The sequence below is a fragment of the Shewanella woodyi ATCC 51908 genome (genome assembly GCF_000019525.1).
GTDB classification, from domain to species: domain Bacteria; phylum Pseudomonadota; class Gammaproteobacteria; order Enterobacterales; family Shewanellaceae; genus Shewanella; species Shewanella woodyi.
Map to the genome: position 1 here is coordinate 5406907 of NC_010506.1, position 16363 is coordinate 5423269.

Genomic DNA, 16363 nt, shown 5'->3' on the forward strand with positions numbered 1-16363 from the left:
CCATATTTTTAATGATATTCATCAGTTTTGTACTCTGTCGGAACTGACATTGTTAAGTAGAGGAAAACTATCGACGATGCCCGTTGGCTCACCGATATCAAATTGGCTTTGCACCCAGCGCAGCAGGGCTACAACGGGGCTATTCATTAAGAAGCGCGCCTCAGGATAGAGCCAAAACAACTTGTCTAAACTGTCATTAGGTCGATATGGTTTGTCGGCGATACCATCATGATTGCTATCCCAGCCCATATAGCCACTCCAGAAGTTTCCCTTGCCTTGATGGCTCCACTCCAACAGCGCATCACCGACGTATTTGACTTGAATTTGGTTATTAACAAACTGATTGCCGTAGACCTTATTTCCCTCTCCGCCCATGGCCATATAGATGCCGATATCACTGGTGGAAAACAGGTTATGGGTCACTTCGTTATCGCGAGCGCCGTAGATAAAGATCCCTTTACCTTCGTTACCTAGCTCGGCGGCCCCTTGTGGATTATGGGCCAAGGATACTTGGTTATTGTTGACGATAGAGTGCTTGCTAATGTTGAGTAGCACACCAAAATCAATCGCATTAGAGACCTGATTATGGTGCAGGTTAACAAACTCTGAACTCATGATGGCATAACCGCCATCGACACTGTCGACCTCGTTGCCATAGGCTTCATCATGCTTGGTGTACATGTAGTGAATCCCATATTGGGCCGAGTGAAAGCGGTTATCGAATACTTGGCTGTTGGTGCTGGTTTCTAGGTAAACCCCATCTCTCACATCTGAAATTTGGTTGTCATGGATGACTGAAACATCAACCCCTTTAAGGTAAACCCCATCGCCTCTATCGAGCTTATAAAGGGCATTATTGCCAGCGATAATATTGTTGTTCACGATTATATGCTTGCTGTTTTCGGCGTAGATGCCAAAGCCATCACCTTGCAGACGACTCGATTCGATATGCACTCGCTCAGCCTGCTCATGGATGAATACGCCAGCATCAAGCTCATACAGATCGCCTCCCCAGTTTTGGATAGTGAGGTTTTTAAGGCTAACACCTGAGCTAAAAACAGCGATGGCGCGACCACGGCCTTGGGCATCAATAATGGCACTGCCCTCACCAGTTAGCGTGATAGGCTGATGGATCTCAAAGTGGCCAAGGTATTCACCATCGAGCAAAAGAACAGTATCTCCCGCCTTCACTGTTTCCAGTTGCAACTTAAGGCTTTCGGTGTCCGAGACTGAGTAGGTCGCCGCCATGGTCAGCGGATTGATAAAGAGCGTCAGCCAAGCGCTAAGACAGAGCCCTTTGGTCGCCGTTTTCAAACCATTAGCGACCTGCTTTAATGCAAAATTATTCATGGACTTCTTCATGCTCGGTCAATCAACTTGCAAAACTACTCACCAGCCAACAGCGCAATATCAATCTGTTCATAGGAGAAAACAGCGCCACCAAACTCTGTGGCAAACTTGACCGCATCATCTTGGCGCTTAAAGCTGGCCACCGCAGGTCCCATGACCGCCTTTTTGCTCGTGCCGTAGACATACCAAGCTTGAGTTGCATCGATAAAGGCATTGTCTGTTGGGGCTGCCCAATCCGTGACAGCAAGATCATGGACAAATAGGGCTTCAATTTGGCGCTTGTTTTCAGCTTGCAGGGCAAAGTTAAACATGTCGCGAGTCGAACAGAACTTAGGTACTATCGACTGTCCCTTGAGATGGACTTGCCCTTTGGGGCCAGGGTATTTGGTGATCATCATGCCGCACAGGTGGCAACGGTCATGTTCATGAATGGCCTCGGCCGACAGCGGCTTTGCATCTATGGCGCTGTCGCTGCAGGCAGCGAGCAAAGGTAGTAGGAATAACAAACAGAACAGCTTTTTCATTTTCTCTCCGAAATGCTTTCAGACTAGCCCTTTAATTGCCTTGCAGGGGCGGTGTATTAAAGGGCTAGCTTACTCACTGTGTATTGAGCCTTTGGTCACTCACTCCTAGCTGCTAAGCTTGCACTTGAACAAGCTTGGAAGTGGGCGACCGCATACTCGCTACTCTCTTTGGTAAAATGACTCGAGATACTTATTAGGTGGGGAGTGCTAATAAGTTCACGAAACCATTTCACTAGATAGCGTTTAACTGGCCTGCGTAAATCACAAACATACGCAAGCACATCATGCCAACTACTGCACACATACCAGACATGTAGAAGGCTTTAGCTGAATGGCTAAAGGCTTTACCTGTGGCAAAGTTAAGCAGTAATGGACCAACAAAACCGATACCCACAACACCAATCCAGAACACGTTCGCCCATACGCCGGTATGGAAACCAGCGAATGCAGCTTGTGCACCTGCATTACCTGTAGCCAAAGACATGATAATCATGAACAGGAACAGAGCTTCAGCTGCCATTACTGGCCATTCAATGGCGTGTAATGTGTGCATGTCTTTGCTGTGTAGGTCTTCTTTGAATACTGATACTGCAATCATTTTTGCAGCAGCGGCACCAGCAGAAAGACCAGACGCAACAAATAGCGCTGGCAATACCGAGGTATTGATAATTGGGAAGCGGATTAAGGCTGAGATCAAGAAGCCGGTATAAGCACACACTGACATAGCAAGTACCAGTACTAGCTTTTCAGATGGCGCGCGAATAACGCGTAACTTGTCGATAATTGGCAGTAAAAAGTGCAGTGGTTTGAATGCCTTAATCTCTTCTTCAAACGCGAACAGTGTTACTAAGGCAACCAAAGGAATGTATGCATTTAGGACAAGAACACCCACTGACATGACGGAGTTTAGGTTGTAGAACACCAGAATTCGCCAGAAGAACAGAGGGTTCGTCAAGTCGATAACTAGACACAACATACCCAGTGCAATCGTTACCAGTGAAACCAAAGACGCCGCCTTTAAAAAAGGCGTATTTTCAGTTTGTTTTTTGTAGAAACGAATAAACAGGGCAACCGATAGCGCGCCACCTGAGATACCAGCAAAGAAGAGGTAAACCGCAATTGGCCAAGGCCAAGCGATGCCCTGTGACAGGCCCATGGTAAATTCAATATTACCGTCCATGACTATACTCCTAACTTCACAATAGGGATGTAACGCAAGCTTGGCTCAGTACCGAAGCCCGGCTTAATACGTACTGAATCCTTAACTGCCAATAACTTACTCACATATGAAGTTGGATCGTTTGCATCGCCAAAGATTAGTGCATCGTAACGGCACTGCTGCACACAAGCAGGTAGCTCACCAATGGCAAGTTTGCTGTTTAAGCAGAAGTCGCAGTTATCAGCCACATCAGTCTCTTTGTTGATGAAACGTGCATCGTATGGGCAAGCACCGATACAATACTTACAGCCCGCACATTTAGCTGCGTCCATGGTCACAATGCCAGTCTTCTCATCGCGATGTGCAGCGCCTGTTGGGCAAACTGTGACGCATGGTGCGTTCTTACATTGCTGACATGAAACCCGTACAAACTTACGCTGACAGCCACAATCACCGGTTTTACCACAGTGTGGACATGGTTGACCTTCAACGGCGCTTGATTGCTCCTCCATTAGCAGTCGAGATTTACCTTCTGGCAAGTGATTCGCCTTATTACAGGCTTCCTTACACTCACCACACCCGACGCACTTGTTCTGGTCGAAAACCATCACATAATGCGGCTTGTTGGTATCTTCCTTTTCTTTGACCGAGCTACACCCAACAAGCGGTGTTAATATCAAAGAGCTGGCTCCTAGACCTTTAAGGAACCTCCGTCTCTCTAGATTTTCACTCACAGCATCCTCCGATTATCGGTGTTAAACCGACACGTTATTTTTTTAATTTTATATTTTTGACTAGTAGTTAATTAAGGTATGAATTAGCAACTACAGATTTAACTTGGGATTAGTTTTTTCTTAGACTTATCAATTGCAAAATAGATAGCGTCACGATTAAAGGATTGGACTTTATTGGTTAAAACAATATTCCAGTTATTAATCGCCTTTTGATAATTACCTTTAAGGTAAGCATCATTAGCAATTAATAATCGAGTATTAAGTTCTTCATGATGTAGAGTTAGCGCCCTCGCAATCACTAAAGAGGTGTCCATGGTGATAACACGATCATCACGGTAATACATGGATGTTGCTTTAAGCCCCAAGGCTTGTGCGTTTTCGCTGTCGATTGTAAGCAGTTGTTCTAAGATTCCGAGCGCATCCTTATACATGCCGCCATCGATATATGACTGGGCAAGCCCTAATAACACTAGTGGATCACCAGGGTTTTCTTCGGCTAGCTTTTGACCTTTATTAATGTCTGCGACCAAAAGATAATCAATGTTGTAATCAACTTTAGCTGAATCTAAATATTGATAACTCCCAATGAGTAAATAAAGTGAGACAGAAGCACAGATAAAAAATAAGCCAATTACTCCAAGGTGGTAACTGTTATTTTTTTCAACGTTTTTAGATTCGATATTAATATTAGAGCCAAAGAAATGCCCAACCTCCTTTTCGAGCTCAGCTAGATCATCGCCATACATAAGGTGATGACAAAGGATCCAGCCTAACGAAAGCAATAGGATAATTGAGATACTAATAAGCAATGTATTCATCTTGGCTCTATATCAATAATTAATATCAAATTTACTTGTGTGGATTGGCGCCCATAGAGCCGCCCATCATGCCACCCATGCCCATTCCCGACAGTCCCATGCCGTGAGCGCCCTCGCCTGGTTCCTCAACCTTGACCAGTTCCACTTCGAAAACCAAAGTAGAATGAGGCTGAATCATGCCAACGACACGTTCACCGTAAGCAAGTGCAGGTGGAATGGTTAACTTAAACTTTGACCCTTGAGGCATTAAAGCAAGTGCTTCTTGCCAGCCTTCAATAACGGTAATTAGAGAGAAGCGGTTAGGTTCGTTACGCTCATAAGTGCTGTCAAACTCAGTGCCATCAATCAAGGTGCCTTTGTAGTGCACGGTTACGACATCATTGCCAGCTGGCATGGCGCCCTTACCCATGGTGATCACTTCATATTGCAGACCTGATTCAGTCTGTTTTACATCACTGTTTTTAGCGTTTTCAGCCATGAAAGCTTCACCTGCAGCTATGTTCTTAGCCGTCAGTGCATCTAACTTGACCTGTTTAGCCGCATTGAGCGTTTCAGCGCGTTGATTAAGGTAGGTAACAACCTCCTCTTTAGACATTTTTGTTTCATCTTTTAATGCATCGAGTAGACCGTTTACCACTTGCTCCATATCAACTTCAGCGCCTAACTGAGATTGGCCATATACCTGACTAGAGATATGGTGACCAAATGATGCGCCTATACTGTACGACTCCTTTTCAACGTCAGTGGTCAAATCGCTATTAGCAAAACACGACACAGATACTGATAGGGTTAGACAAGACACAACGGCCAAGACACTTTTTTTAAGCTTTTTCATACAATCAATCTCACTAAAAAATAAATTTACATAATCCGTTATGGCTTTTCTGTTACTCGATTAGCTAAACGCCAGCCATATATTCCATCTGGCATCTGACGAACACCGGTATACCCCAGCTTCATCACATGTCGAGCAGCAATTTCACTGGCATTACAAAGACGGTTTGCACAGTAGAAGATCATCTGTGCATCTTTGTTTTTTGGCAGTAAGTCTTTCCAATTTTTTACGTTGAAATAAACAGCGCCTGGAATGAATCCTTCAGCCCATAACTCCAATGTATTGACGTCGAAGAAGTAGACTCCCTCTTTGCCCACTAAGGTTTGTGCTTCCATCATGGTGATCGTATTCAGCGGCTCATCATAATATTTAGCAGGGCCCATCTCTTGGCCACCACCGGCATAACTGACCGCCGATAGCATGGATAACAAGATGGTGAAAACGACACTTCCCAGTACTCTATTCATAGTTTCTCTCTTAATTACCTCAACCTAGGCGCACCTAAGTTGAGGTCGGTATTAACTCAATTACATTTTTGCTGCGCTGTAACCAACACCGTCTAGAATGTTTTGAGCTTGGGTAACATAAGTTAGGGCTGCGTCTAGACGCTTCTGGCTGTAACGGAAGCCATGAACACCCCATGAACCATCTTTCTTAATTAGTTCGATAGTCTCTTGCGCTTTCTCAGCTAGCATTAGGACTTCTGTCTTGTTTGCAGTAGACAGCTTAGTCACTTCTAGTAGCTTATCGATGCGTACAAGTGCTTGTTCAACTTGGCTGTAAACCTCTTTAACAGGGGTTTGCATCTTCATCACTTCGCCGTAGATCTCCATCTGGTCGTCGTAATGTAGACCAGCTTCTAACTCAGACTGGAATGGGCTGTGACAACCTTTGTTATCCACTACGTCTTTGTCTGAAATCGCTGTACGAGCACATGACCACATTAAGTCTAAGTAGTTGTGACCCTCTTCGTTCTTAGCAACTGTCCAACCTTTAACGCCAGAATCACGTGGCTGACCAGCAGGTGGGTTTAGTGTCTTACGCTCAGGGTCGATATCAATCTTCCACATGTGTGAACGACGCACCGCATCGAAACCTGCGCTATCTGGGAACTGAATCGCAGCGAAGTTTTCACAACTACCCATGTTAGGCATGTGACAGCTTTGACAAGTTTGCTTGCTGTGAGTATCTGTATTGTCAGCAATCGTTGCTTGCGCTTCGTGACAGTCAACACAATCTTTCTTCAGCATTGGCTTAGAGAAACCAGATAGGAAATCGCCATCAGTTACTTCATGTGGATCGTGACAAGTTGTACAACGCATGCCTTTCTCGTAGTGAGATGAAGCAAACATTTGCGAGCCTTCAGTACCACAAGATGGACAAGCAGACTTCATATATACACCGAATGCATATTCCATCTTCTCTTGTGCTTGCTCTGTATCGGCTAGCTCATCAACGAAGAAGAAACGCTGGTGACAACGTTCACAGTTTGACTGCATGCCGCCAGTACCACCGTCTAAGTGACCACCCGCGCCATGACACTCTTCACAAGCGATACCTTTAGAGATAGTGTGCTCTTGTAGCTTCTTAGCATCACCAAGTGCATCGAAGAACTCTTGCTGGTTTTGGAAGTCGAACTTGTAGGTATGGCACATCTCACAGTAAGAGCTACCAGGTTGGAATAGCATCTCTTTTTCATACTTAGCGCCGTATGAAGTCATGCCCCACTGGTGTGAACCTGTGTCGCCAAACTCTTCAAGTGTGACTGGGAACTCTGGAATTGCTTTATTAATCTTCTTCGCCATCTCTGGCGTTAACCATTCTGCCCAACCACGTGAGAACTGGTTACCACCAGCTACCATTTTACCGGTGCCTTCTGATAGTAAACCGTCACGAACGTGGTAAGTACCGCGTACTAACCATGAATCTAGGAAGCCGTACTTAGTACGTGGGGTACCGATAATGGCGTAAACATCGTTTGCACGAACACCGTCTGGAAGCATAGACGCTTCACTGCCGTATAGTGGTGCATTTAAGTCACCGTTTGGTACTTCTTTATCGGTAATTTCACTTGGGAAACGCACTACGTTAGCGTGACGCGAACGTTGCCACTTCTCATATTGAGTCGCATGACACTCGGCACACTTTTCAGGACCGACGAAGTTGTTTGGGAAATCTAATGTAGATTTAGCACCTAGGCGGTACTGAACTGCACTTGGACGACCTACACGCTTACTGTATGCCTGACTTCCACCAGTATCTAGGTACTCTTCACCACGGTCACTAATATGATAGTCACCGATTAAGTTACCCTCTTCTTGATATTTGAACATTGGATGGTTTTGAAATAAGAAATCAAATAACTCATCTTCTTGAACAATATAATCATGCAGCGATTTAACACCAGTCGCTTTTTCTGTACCTGCGTAGTTTGCAATTGCATTCTTAGCAGATGCACCCATTTCTGGAATGCTATTGTATTTATCACCAGCAGCACTAGCGTTACCTATTGCGCCGAAACAAAGCAGCACACTTGCGGCCGCTTTAAGTTTCCAACTTTTCATCATCACTCCTAGTTATAACCTAGTTATAGTATTTTTTTCATCATTCAACTAAGGCACTCTCTTGTTTAGCTGAACAACTTAACAATTGAGTTGCAGCTATTTTCCACATCTTTTTTTACGAAAAACATGCGTCACAGCAAGAAATGAGACCTAGAAAAACACAGAGAGTAAAAAATTACTAAAAACAGATTAAATACAATAGGATATAGAGAGTTTTAAGCCATGTTTTTCACTTGTGACTCGGTTTTTTGATATCTAAAAGGTTATAAAAAAGAGCCGTTAACATCTGAAAAGATATCAGGAGGAGGGGGAAGTTTGATAAAGGATAGAGAGGTCACAAAACACTTTACTAATATAACCTACCCTAGGCCACAGCAAGGTTAATGCAGTTTATCTTGAATAAAGTTAAATAGATTAAAAGCTGTTTAATATTATCAATCAATAATATTAAATAGCTATTATCAAAATAAATAGAACAGTACTTACATTAATTAATAGCAACCTAATTAATACAGAATGATATTTGCACAAGCACTTTTTTAAAGCATAGAGATTTTAATAAAATGATCCCAGAACTAGGACTTATTTTCCTCATTATTAGCACTGTGTCTGCCTTGCTACTGTCATTTATTCCGCTCTATGCTGCTTATACTAAAAATAGTTACCTGTTTAGCTATGTAAAAACCCTGACCGCATTAATGACTATCACCATTTGTGCCTCTATTTTATGTCTATTAGCATCCTTTCTAATGGATGACTTCTCGGTGGCTTATGTTGCCAACCACTCAAATACTCAATTAGCCACTCTCTATAAGGTCGCCGCAGTATGGGGAAGCCATGAAGGTTCGATGCTATTTTGGATGGTCTCAATCGCTATTTGGGGTTGCATCATAGTATTCTCTCCTCGCTACCAAGACAGGCTTTTTATTGGCCGTATGATCGCCATTTTGGCCTTTGTAATAGCTGGCTTTAATCTGTTTATGCTGTTCACCTCTAATCCATTTGCTCGCTTACTGCCAAACTTTCCGATAGAGGGGCGCGACCTTAACCCAATTTTGCAAGACATAGGACTCATCTTTCATCCCCCTATGTTGTTCTTAGGCTATGTGGGACTCACCATCACCTTTGCGGCTGCAATTGCGGCACTACTTGGGGGCAAGTTTACTCAGCAACATGCAAGCTACCTTCGCCCTTGGGTGTTAATGGCCTGGGTATTTCTAACGGGTGGTAATGCTTTTGGTTCTTGGTGGGCTTATAACGAGCTAGGCTGGGGCGGTTGGTGGTTCTGGGATCCTGTTGAAAACGCTTCATTCATTCCTTGGTTGGTTGCAACGGCGCTGCTTCACAGCGTGGTATTAAGTCAGCAACGAAGTAGCTTTAGGGTGACAACATTACTCTTGTGTCTGCTCGCTTTCTCGTTAAGTTTGCTGGGTACCTTCTTAGTGCGATCTGGCATTGTGCAATCAGTACACGCCTTTGCTTCAGACCCAACCCGTGGTATGTCCATTCTGTTCCTACTTGGGGTATTTGTATGCGGCGCGTTAACCCTGTTTGCTCTCAAGGCTAACCTGATTAAATCTAAATCAGAGTTTGCGCTACTGTCGCGCGATACTGTGATACTGCTTGGTAATATCGTATTGGTGGTGGCCGCTATCTCGGTATTACTTGGCACCTTCTACCCACTGCTATTTGAACTGCTTAATTTAGGCACCTTGTCGGTGGGCGCGCCCTATTTCAATAGCATTTTTGTGCCACTCACCTTTGTAGCGGTATTACTGATGGGCGCCGCACCACTGATAAAATGGCAACAACAATCACTTAATTGTTTATACCCACTTGCAGCCTTATTCGCACTCGCAGCCACTATTGGTGTATTGGTGGCAATGCAAACCCGTGACGGCTTTAACCCTTGGGTATGGCTTGGCGCAACGGCGGCGAGCTGGGTGTTCTTCACCTTAGGCTACTTGGTATTTAGCTTACGCTCACAAGGCGCTGCTGCCATCACTAAAAAAGTAGCCATGATGATTGCTCACTTTGGTGTGGCCATTACCATTATTGGTGCAACGGCGGTGTCTAACTTTGAAACCCAGGAGCTGCTTAGAATGGGGCCAGGGCAAGGCAAGGTAGTCGCTGGCTACACCTTTGTTTATGAAGATACTGCCGATGTCGACACTAAGAGCTATACCGCGATTCAGGCCAATATCCGCGTGACTGATGTTGATGACAACTTCGTGGGTTATATCACCCCGCAAAGGCAAACCTTTAAGACCAATGCGATGGAGGTCTCTAAGGCTGGCATTATGCGCAACTTAGTGCGTGACCTGTATGTATCGAGCGGCCAGCAACTTAGTGACACTGAATATCTAGTACGTATTAGCCATAAACCTTTGGCATGCTGGATCTGGATTGGTGGGTTGATGATGATGCTAGGCGGCACAATTGCTGCTTTTTCAGCCCTATACAACCTAGGTCGCCAACCAGTCACAGCGAAGTCATGCTCCTCACAGGCTATACCTAAATTTACCGAGGAGTTAGCGTGAACAGAGCCATCCTAAATATGAGCAAACTAAGCGTTTGGTTAACAGTCATTTTACTGTTTAGTACCAGCCTAACGGCGAGTGCTGTGACAGATAAAATCGATTACACCCATGATCAGATCCGTGACCTAGGTTTTGAAATAGCTCATGAGCTGCGCTGTCCCATGTCGGTAAATCAAAACCTGTTTGACTCAGGTGCCCCAATTGCCAGCGAGCTTAAGGGGCAGATTTTTCTGATGTTGGAACAGGGCGAATCTAAGCAGGCTATCATTGACTTTTTGGTACAGCGTTACGGCGAAAAAATCAGATATCAACCTAGCTTATCTATGGCAACTGCTGCGCTTTGGTTTGGCCCAATTCTTTTGCTTTTCGGCATTATCGGTTTTGCAGCCCTATTGATCCGAGAACAGCGTAAACATCAAGACACTAATGGTAATACCTATGAATAAAACACATCTACTAAGCTGGCTATTTGTTGTCTCATCTCTGCTGATGCCAGCCCAAGCTCAAGTCGCCTCCAACAAGGTTTACAACACAGGAAAGGCCATTGAGAAGCCCTTGATAATGTCTCGCTTTATTGAGATGAGCTCAGCCAGAGAGGTTCCAGATGTGAACTTCAAGGACACACAAGGGGGCTCGATACAGCTAAAGGAGTTCAAAGGTAAGCTCGTAATGGTCAATCTGTGGGCCACTTGGTGCGCTCCCTGTATTAAAGAGATCCCACAGATGGAGAATATCCGTCAAGTAAACAAAGACAACAAACTAGTGGTGGTGCCTATCTCGATTGATGAAGAGAGCGATAAGGTACAGGCTTTCTTAGAACGGCATAACTTTGGCCACTACAAGACTTGGTTAGATCCTAATAAAGATATTGACCGTGTTATGCCTGCTGATGTTGTTCCAGCCACCTATTTCTTCGATGGTTCGGGGAACTTAGTCGGCTTCTTGCGGGGTTATCTGGACTGGGGTGATAAAGAGGTACAGCCCTATCTGGAAAAACTTATCGCAAAATATGCCCATAGATAACCATAAGCACCAATACGTGACATCCTTCCGGATGTCACAAATTTTATAGCAACAATCATTGTTGTAGATAGAGCGTTATGCACCTTTTAAATTGCTCCCGTCCGGCTCGTTCCCCCTTTTGTCGGACGGTTTTTTTACTCTACTTCACGATACTCTAAAATATCTCCAGGCTGACACTTAAGGTAACCGCAGATACTCGCCAGTGTTTCAAAACGCACCCCTTTCACCTTGCCCCGCTTTAACAAAGAGAGGTTCGCCTCGGTAATGCCTATGGCCTTAGCCAGCTCTTTAGAGCTCACCTTACGCACGGCCATCATGACATCTAAATTAACGATTATTTCCATAACATCACCTAGATAAACTCTCTGTTTTCTTCTTCAATCTCTTTCGCCGCTTTGAGTAGATAGGCAATAACCAACATCAATAGGATGGTAGTGATATCACCAAAGTCGATAGGAAGCTCAATACTGGTGTGCTCAAAAATGGATCTATGGTAATAGCCTGTCACCAATATCTGCGCGATATCGAGTACAAGATCAAACACCTTTAGCCAGATTAACCAGAGGTAACAGGTCATAGATTCACGACCAAAAAACTGACCCTGCTGATAATAACCAAGCAACTTCTGTAGCCAATACACGCCAATAAATAGGGTGATAAACAGTGGTGTTTGAATCGCTAACAATACGCCTCTGCTCGCTCTTTCATCGTGCCAGAGCTCAAGAAAAAGATGGCTAGTTGAGAAGCGAAGCTCCCCCTCCACTAAGTAGCTATAACCTAAGTAGATCACCACCACGGCAGTGGCAATTAAGACCAGCACTCTAAACAAGCCGCTTATCTTCATCAATTTTTGCATATTAGGGTTCATCGTTTTCCATTCCTGACCTTTAACAGAGCTTGATTATATCAGACAGAAACATTTAGTCGTAACTTAATATTTAATTATCGTTTTACAATAATTATTTTATGTAATAGGCTAATAAACAACTTCAGCCTAAGCCCCGTTTATCGAAACAAGATTAGGTTTACGCTATCAATTGCAACTCAAAGGATGTAAGCATGCTAACGAAAAAGATATTACCGACCCTGCTATGGACTGCGATTGCAGGCAGTTTAGTACTCACAGGTTGCTCTCAGACCCAAGCACCCACAACACTTGCCAAGCAGGTTCAACAAGCTCAGCTGATCCCTCTCGAATCCTTCTTTGATGAGCAAGATATCAGCAAGCTGTCCGCTTCAAGAGATGGCAAGTGGTTAGCTTTTTTTAAGGAGTATCAGGGTGCTAGCAATATCTACCTCATGCCAGCAGGAGGGGAGCTCAGTGAGGCTTTTGCCATCACCACATCAAAAGATCCCATTAATAGTTTTCGCTGGTCAACCGAAGCTAATGAGATCTTCTTCCTCAGAGATACAGCGGGTAATGAAAATACTCAGGTATACAGGCTCACCCTTGATACCACTCAAGCTAAACCTGTCCCAAGCGTGACAGCACTGACTCACAATAGTGGGGTGGTCTACAACATACTCAAACAGCCTAAAGAGAATCCCAACACTCTGGTGTTAATGTCTAATCAGGATAATCCACAGCAACGAGATATCTATCGTCTTGAGCTCGATTCCGGCAAGATCACCAATATTTTTGCTAACACCTACGGCTTTTCGCAAGTTGAGGTAAATAAGCAGGGGCGGCCTATGTTGGGAACCAGTAGTAATCCCGACAATACTAGCGATCTTTATGCCAATATTGATGGGAAATGGACCAGCCTAATTAAGACCCAGTTCGGTGAAAGCATCAATATTTTGAGTTTTGATGAGACAAGTAAACAGGCCTATATCAGTGCAGATATCGATGGTCGAGACAAGCAGGAACTGCTGCGCCTGAATATGACCAGTGGCAAACTGACCACTGTGCATAAAGATCCTAACAATGAATCTGATGTCTATGAGGTAATTTTTAATGATAAAGGTGAGCCGTTAGCTGTCTCCTATTACGGTGGACGCCTGCGTACTTACCCACTGGACAGCACCTTCGCCCAGCGGTGGCAACAGATTAACGATCAGTTTAAACAAGATGTCGAGATCACCATCACCGACAGAAACGAGAAAACTGGCCTATGGCAACTCCATGTCGCCAGCGATGTGGATATGGGCAGTGACTACCGATACACAGTAGAGACTGGTGAAGTCAGCTTACTGTTAAAGCAGGAGCCTATTATCAAACCTGAGCTATTATCAAAGCGTCAATCTATCTCCTATCAAGCGAGAGATGGCGTCACGATTCAAGCTTACCTCACGCTGCCTAAGGGACAAACTGGCGATCTCCCCACTATTATTCTGCCCCACGGTGGCCCTTGGGCTAGAGACTATTGGACCTTAAGCTCTGGCTATTTCAACCCCATTGCCCAACTGCTGGCAAATCGCGGCTATGCCGTGCTGCAACCAAACTTTCGTGCATCTACAGGCTTTGGTAAGCGTTTCCTTAACTTAGGTAACAAAAACTGGGGAACTGGTAGCATGCAGAACGATCTCACCGACGGGGCTCACTACCTAATCGAACAGGGGATCGCCGATAAACAGCGTCTTGGGATCATGGGAGCCTCTTATGGCGGTTATGCAGCACTGGCTGGAGCGACATTCACACCGGATCTATACCAAGCGGTGATCTCCTATGTCGGGCCCTCAAGCTTAATTACCCTACTTGAGTCATTCCCACCTCACTTCCGCCCCTATTTAGGCCAATTCTACAGCGCGGTAGGCGATCCGGAGATAGCGTCTGACAGAGTCGATATGCTGGCACGCTCTCCCATTAACTTCGTCGATAACATCAAGGCGCCCTTGATGTTAGTTCAAGGCGCTAACGACCCAAGAGTCACGCAACTTGAGTCCGATAATATCGCCAGAGTCATGAACAAACAGCAGCTACCCGTCGAATATATTCTGGCGAAAGATGAGGGCCATGGTTTTCGTAAACGCGATAATAAACTCGCCTATATTCTGGCCATGGAGCAGTTTTTTGCCAAGCACTTAGGGGGACGAGTTGATAATCGAGTCACGCCGTCACTTGCCACACATCTAGATACACTCAAGGTTGATGTGAGTCGCTTGTAATTCCAATCAGTATAAATATCACTTCCTCAGGCCTAGGTTTTAATTCCTAGGCCTTTTCCTTTAATCCACATCCCACATCCAACGTTTCAGCAGAGGCGTTAACACTAAGGTCAGCGCCGCTCCGGCAAAGGCGATCCACATGATATCGGTATAAAGCAGAGTAAAGCTTTGGTGTTGGGTTAGTCCCAGCTGCTCAGCCGAGCTGTTTCCCGCAAGAAGGGCTGCGATATACTCAGCAATTGCCGAGCCTAAAAACCACAACCCCATCATCAAGCCAACTATTTTACCCGCCGATAGTTTAGTTATCATCGACAAGCCAATGGGAGAGATACATAACTCCCCCGTTGTGTGCAATAAGTAAGCAAGTACTAACCAACCCATAGCAACCTGCTGATCACCTTTAGAAAACGCCAGCCCCATAACCAAAGCTAAGAATCCTAATCCCACCTGTAGCAAGCCTAAGGCAAACTTCATCGGCGTACTTGGGGCTACTCCTTTTTGAATCATCCACTGCCAGCTTTTAGCAAATAATGGCGCCAGTAAAATAATAAAGATCGCATTGAGTGACTGGAACATGGGCGCTGGGATCTCAACCCCAAATAACACCCTATCGGTAACGCGATCGGCGAACAGGTTCATTGAGCTTCCCGATTGCAAAAAACAGAGAAAGAAAACCGTCGACATCATCACTAGGCTAACTGCAGCATAGAGTTTCTGCCTCACCTCAAGTGAAACCTCTTGGATGCAGTACCAAACCAGCCATACAGCGATAGCCACAAAACTAAAACCTAGCAAGCCGCCCACCACCTGATGATCGCCAATCACCAAGGCCACCAGCATAACCATCACAATGGCAAAAGCATAGATAAGGTGCTCTCGGGTAAAACGCCACCAAAGTGATTCGGTCAACATCTGCTTGTCAGGCGTTTCAGCAAAGCCCTTAAGGTGCTTCTGACCTCCAAGAAAAACCACTAGCCCCAGTAACATACCAAAGCCTGCTAAGCCAAAACCGTATGACCATCCATACTGAGTGCCTACATAACCGCACACAATAGAAGAGAGCGCAGCGCCGATATTAATACCCATATAAAACAGAGTAAATCCGGCATCTTTTCTAGGATCGTTTCTATCATAAAGCTTACCCACTATGGTCGAGATGTTAGGTTTTAAGAAGCCAACTCCCACTATGATGAAAGAGAGCGACAGGTAAAACATCGATAATCCAGTACTCTCGACTTTGTTACCTAGATCATCGATATAAGCAGCTTGCCCCTCAAAAGCCATACCGAAGTGGCCTAGACAGAGCAAGATGGCGCCAAAGGTCACCGCTCGCTTACCACCCAGGTACCGATCCGCCAGCACTCCACCCACTAAAGGCAAGGCGTAAACCAGCGCGAAGTAGTTACCGAATATATTGGCCGCTTCAAGATCACTAAACAGGAAGTGATCTGTCAGATAGAAGATAAGCAGAGCCTTTAAGCCATAAAAACTAAAGCGCTCCCACATCTCGGTAAAAAAGCACACATAAAGCCCCTTAGGGTGGGCTAAGTTTGCCTCTCCTAAGGTCTGGTCCACCGTATCTGCTTCGGTTAATTCCACCCTGGTTTCCATGACAGCTTCTTCTTTTAATTTTTTGTCTTATTAGGCTATACCTAAGGCTTACCGCTCAACTTGAAGCTAAGGTGAAAGCTTAAGTAAGAGTTGGTGA

General features: G+C 45.0%; 15 protein-coding genes. 4 read left to right on the forward strand and 11 right to left on the reverse strand.

Features of this window, described 5'->3' with window-relative positions; genetic code table 11:
- Nucleotides 1-21: 21 nt before the first annotated feature.
- From nosD to SWOO_RS22930, 8 genes are all read right to left on the reverse strand, one after another.
- Nucleotides 22-1350 (reverse strand): nitrous oxide reductase family maturation protein NosD, encoded by a 1329-nt coding sequence (nosD, locus tag SWOO_RS22895; RefSeq protein ID WP_229377266.1) that lies wholly within the window; start codon nt 1348-1350, stop codon nt 22-24.
- Between the two features lie 35 nt (nt 1351-1385).
- Complete coding sequence (locus tag SWOO_RS22900) at nt 1386-1874, reverse strand: nitrous oxide reductase accessory protein NosL (RefSeq protein WP_012327048.1); 489 nt, start codon at nt 1872-1874, stop codon at nt 1386-1388.
- Nucleotides 1875-2106: 232 nt separating this feature from the next.
- Nucleotides 2107-3054: an NrfD/PsrC family molybdoenzyme membrane anchor subunit gene (gene nrfD / locus SWOO_RS22905; RefSeq protein ID WP_012327049.1), complete on the reverse strand. Its 948-nt coding sequence runs from the start codon at nt 3052-3054 to the stop codon at nt 2107-2109.
- Nucleotides 3055-3056: 2 nt separating this feature from the next.
- Entirely contained in the window at nt 3057-3767 is a 711-nt protein-coding gene (locus SWOO_RS22910) for a 4Fe-4S dicluster domain-containing protein (RefSeq protein WP_012327050.1), read from the reverse strand.
- 98 nt (nt 3768-3865) lie between these two features.
- A complete protein-coding gene (locus tag SWOO_RS22915) occupies nt 3866-4585 on the reverse strand; it encodes a tetratricopeptide repeat protein (protein ID WP_012327051.1) in 720 nt (239 codons plus the stop codon).
- A 31-nt stretch (nt 4586-4616) separates the two neighbouring features.
- Nucleotides 4617-5420, reverse strand: a complete 804-nt coding sequence (locus SWOO_RS22920; protein ID WP_012327052.1) for an FKBP-type peptidyl-prolyl cis-trans isomerase — start codon at nt 5418-5420, stop codon at nt 4617-4619.
- Nucleotides 5421-5458: 38 nt separating this feature from the next.
- On the reverse strand, nt 5459-5887 hold the full coding sequence (locus SWOO_RS22925; protein WP_012327053.1) for a rhodanese-like domain-containing protein: 429 nt from the start codon (nt 5885-5887) through the stop codon (nt 5459-5461).
- A gap of 60 nt (nt 5888-5947) precedes the next feature.
- A complete protein-coding gene (locus SWOO_RS22930; RefSeq protein WP_012327054.1) occupies nt 5948-7984 on the reverse strand; it encodes a multiheme c-type cytochrome in 2037 nt (678 codons plus the stop codon).
- 563 nt (nt 7985-8547) lie between these two features.
- Here SWOO_RS22930 and SWOO_RS22935 point away from each other — a divergent pair.
- Genes SWOO_RS22935 through SWOO_RS22945 form a run of 3 tightly spaced genes read left to right on the forward strand, consistent with a single transcriptional unit; the run spans nt 8548 to nt 11547 of the window.
- Complete coding sequence (locus SWOO_RS22935) at nt 8548-10524, forward strand: heme lyase CcmF/NrfE family subunit (RefSeq protein ID WP_012327055.1); 1977 nt, start codon at nt 8548-8550, stop codon at nt 10522-10524.
- Nucleotides 10521-10970 (forward strand): cytochrome c-type biogenesis protein, encoded by a 450-nt coding sequence (locus tag SWOO_RS22940; protein WP_012327056.1) that lies wholly within the window; start codon nt 10521-10523, stop codon nt 10968-10970. The genes SWOO_RS22935 and SWOO_RS22940 overlap by 4 nt, the downstream gene beginning before the upstream one ends.
- Nucleotides 10963-11547: a TlpA family protein disulfide reductase gene (locus SWOO_RS22945; protein WP_012327057.1), complete on the forward strand. Its 585-nt coding sequence runs from the start codon at nt 10963-10965 to the stop codon at nt 11545-11547. Before SWOO_RS22940 ends, SWOO_RS22945 begins: the two co-directional genes overlap by 8 nt.
- Before the next feature lie 134 nt (nt 11548-11681).
- On the opposite strand, the gene SWOO_RS22950 is transcribed toward SWOO_RS22945, so the two are convergent.
- Both SWOO_RS22950 and SWOO_RS22955 read right to left on the reverse strand, forming a co-directional pair.
- On the reverse strand, nt 11682-11891 hold the full coding sequence (locus tag SWOO_RS22950; protein ID WP_012327058.1) for a helix-turn-helix domain-containing protein: 210 nt from the start codon (nt 11889-11891) through the stop codon (nt 11682-11684).
- 8 nt (nt 11892-11899) lie between these two features.
- Entirely contained in the window at nt 11900-12415 is a 516-nt protein-coding gene (locus SWOO_RS22955; protein WP_012327059.1) for a DUF2975 domain-containing protein, read from the reverse strand.
- Between the two features lie 191 nt (nt 12416-12606).
- On the opposite strand from SWOO_RS22955, the gene SWOO_RS22960 reads away from it, so the two are divergent.
- A complete protein-coding gene (locus tag SWOO_RS22960) occupies nt 12607-14655 on the forward strand; it encodes a S9 family peptidase (protein ID WP_012327060.1) in 2049 nt (682 codons plus the stop codon).
- A gap of 60 nt (nt 14656-14715) precedes the next feature.
- Here the strand turns inward: SWOO_RS22960 and SWOO_RS22965 are convergent, their stop codons facing one another.
- On the reverse strand, nt 14716-16266 hold the full coding sequence (locus tag SWOO_RS22965) for a peptide MFS transporter (RefSeq protein WP_012327061.1): 1551 nt from the start codon (nt 16264-16266) through the stop codon (nt 14716-14718).
- Nucleotides 16267-16363 lie beyond the last annotated feature (97 nt).

Coding starts and splice junctions, on each gene's coding strand:
- nosD (WP_229377266.1), bottom strand. CDS start 1,350: ATGAATAATTTTGCATTAAAGCAGGTCGCTAATGGTTTGAAAACGGCG.
- SWOO_RS22900 (WP_012327048.1), bottom strand. CDS start 1,874: ATGAAAAAGCTGTTCTGTTTGTTATTCCTACTACCTTTGCTCGCTGCC.
- nrfD (WP_012327049.1), bottom strand. CDS start 3,054: ATGGACGGTAATATTGAATTTACCATGGGCCTGTCACAGGGCATCGCT.
- SWOO_RS22915 (WP_012327051.1), bottom strand. CDS start 4,585: ATGAATACATTGCTTATTAGTATCTCAATTATCCTATTGCTTTCGTTA.
- SWOO_RS22920 (WP_012327052.1), bottom strand. CDS start 5,420: ATGAAAAAGCTTAAAAAAAGTGTCTTGGCCGTTGTGTCTTGTCTAACC.
- SWOO_RS22925 (WP_012327053.1), bottom strand. CDS start 5,887: ATGAATAGAGTACTGGGAAGTGTCGTTTTCACCATCTTGTTATCCATG.
- SWOO_RS22930 (WP_012327054.1), bottom strand. CDS start 7,984: ATGAAAAGTTGGAAACTTAAAGCGGCCGCAAGTGTGCTGCTTTGTTTC.
- SWOO_RS22935 (WP_012327055.1), top strand. CDS start 8,548: ATGATCCCAGAACTAGGACTTATTTTCCTCATTATTAGCACTGTGTCT.
- SWOO_RS22945 (WP_012327057.1), top strand. CDS start 10,963: ATGAATAAAACACATCTACTAAGCTGGCTATTTGTTGTCTCATCTCTG.
- SWOO_RS22950 (WP_012327058.1), bottom strand. CDS start 11,891: ATGGAAATAATCGTTAATTTAGATGTCATGATGGCCGTGCGTAAGGTG.
- SWOO_RS22955 (WP_012327059.1), bottom strand. CDS start 12,415: ATGAACCCTAATATGCAAAAATTGATGAAGATAAGCGGCTTGTTTAGA.
- SWOO_RS22960 (WP_012327060.1), top strand. CDS start 12,607: ATGCTAACGAAAAAGATATTACCGACCCTGCTATGGACTGCGATTGCA.
- SWOO_RS22965 (WP_012327061.1), bottom strand. CDS start 16,266: ATGGAAACCAGGGTGGAATTAACCGAAGCAGATACGGTGGACCAGACC.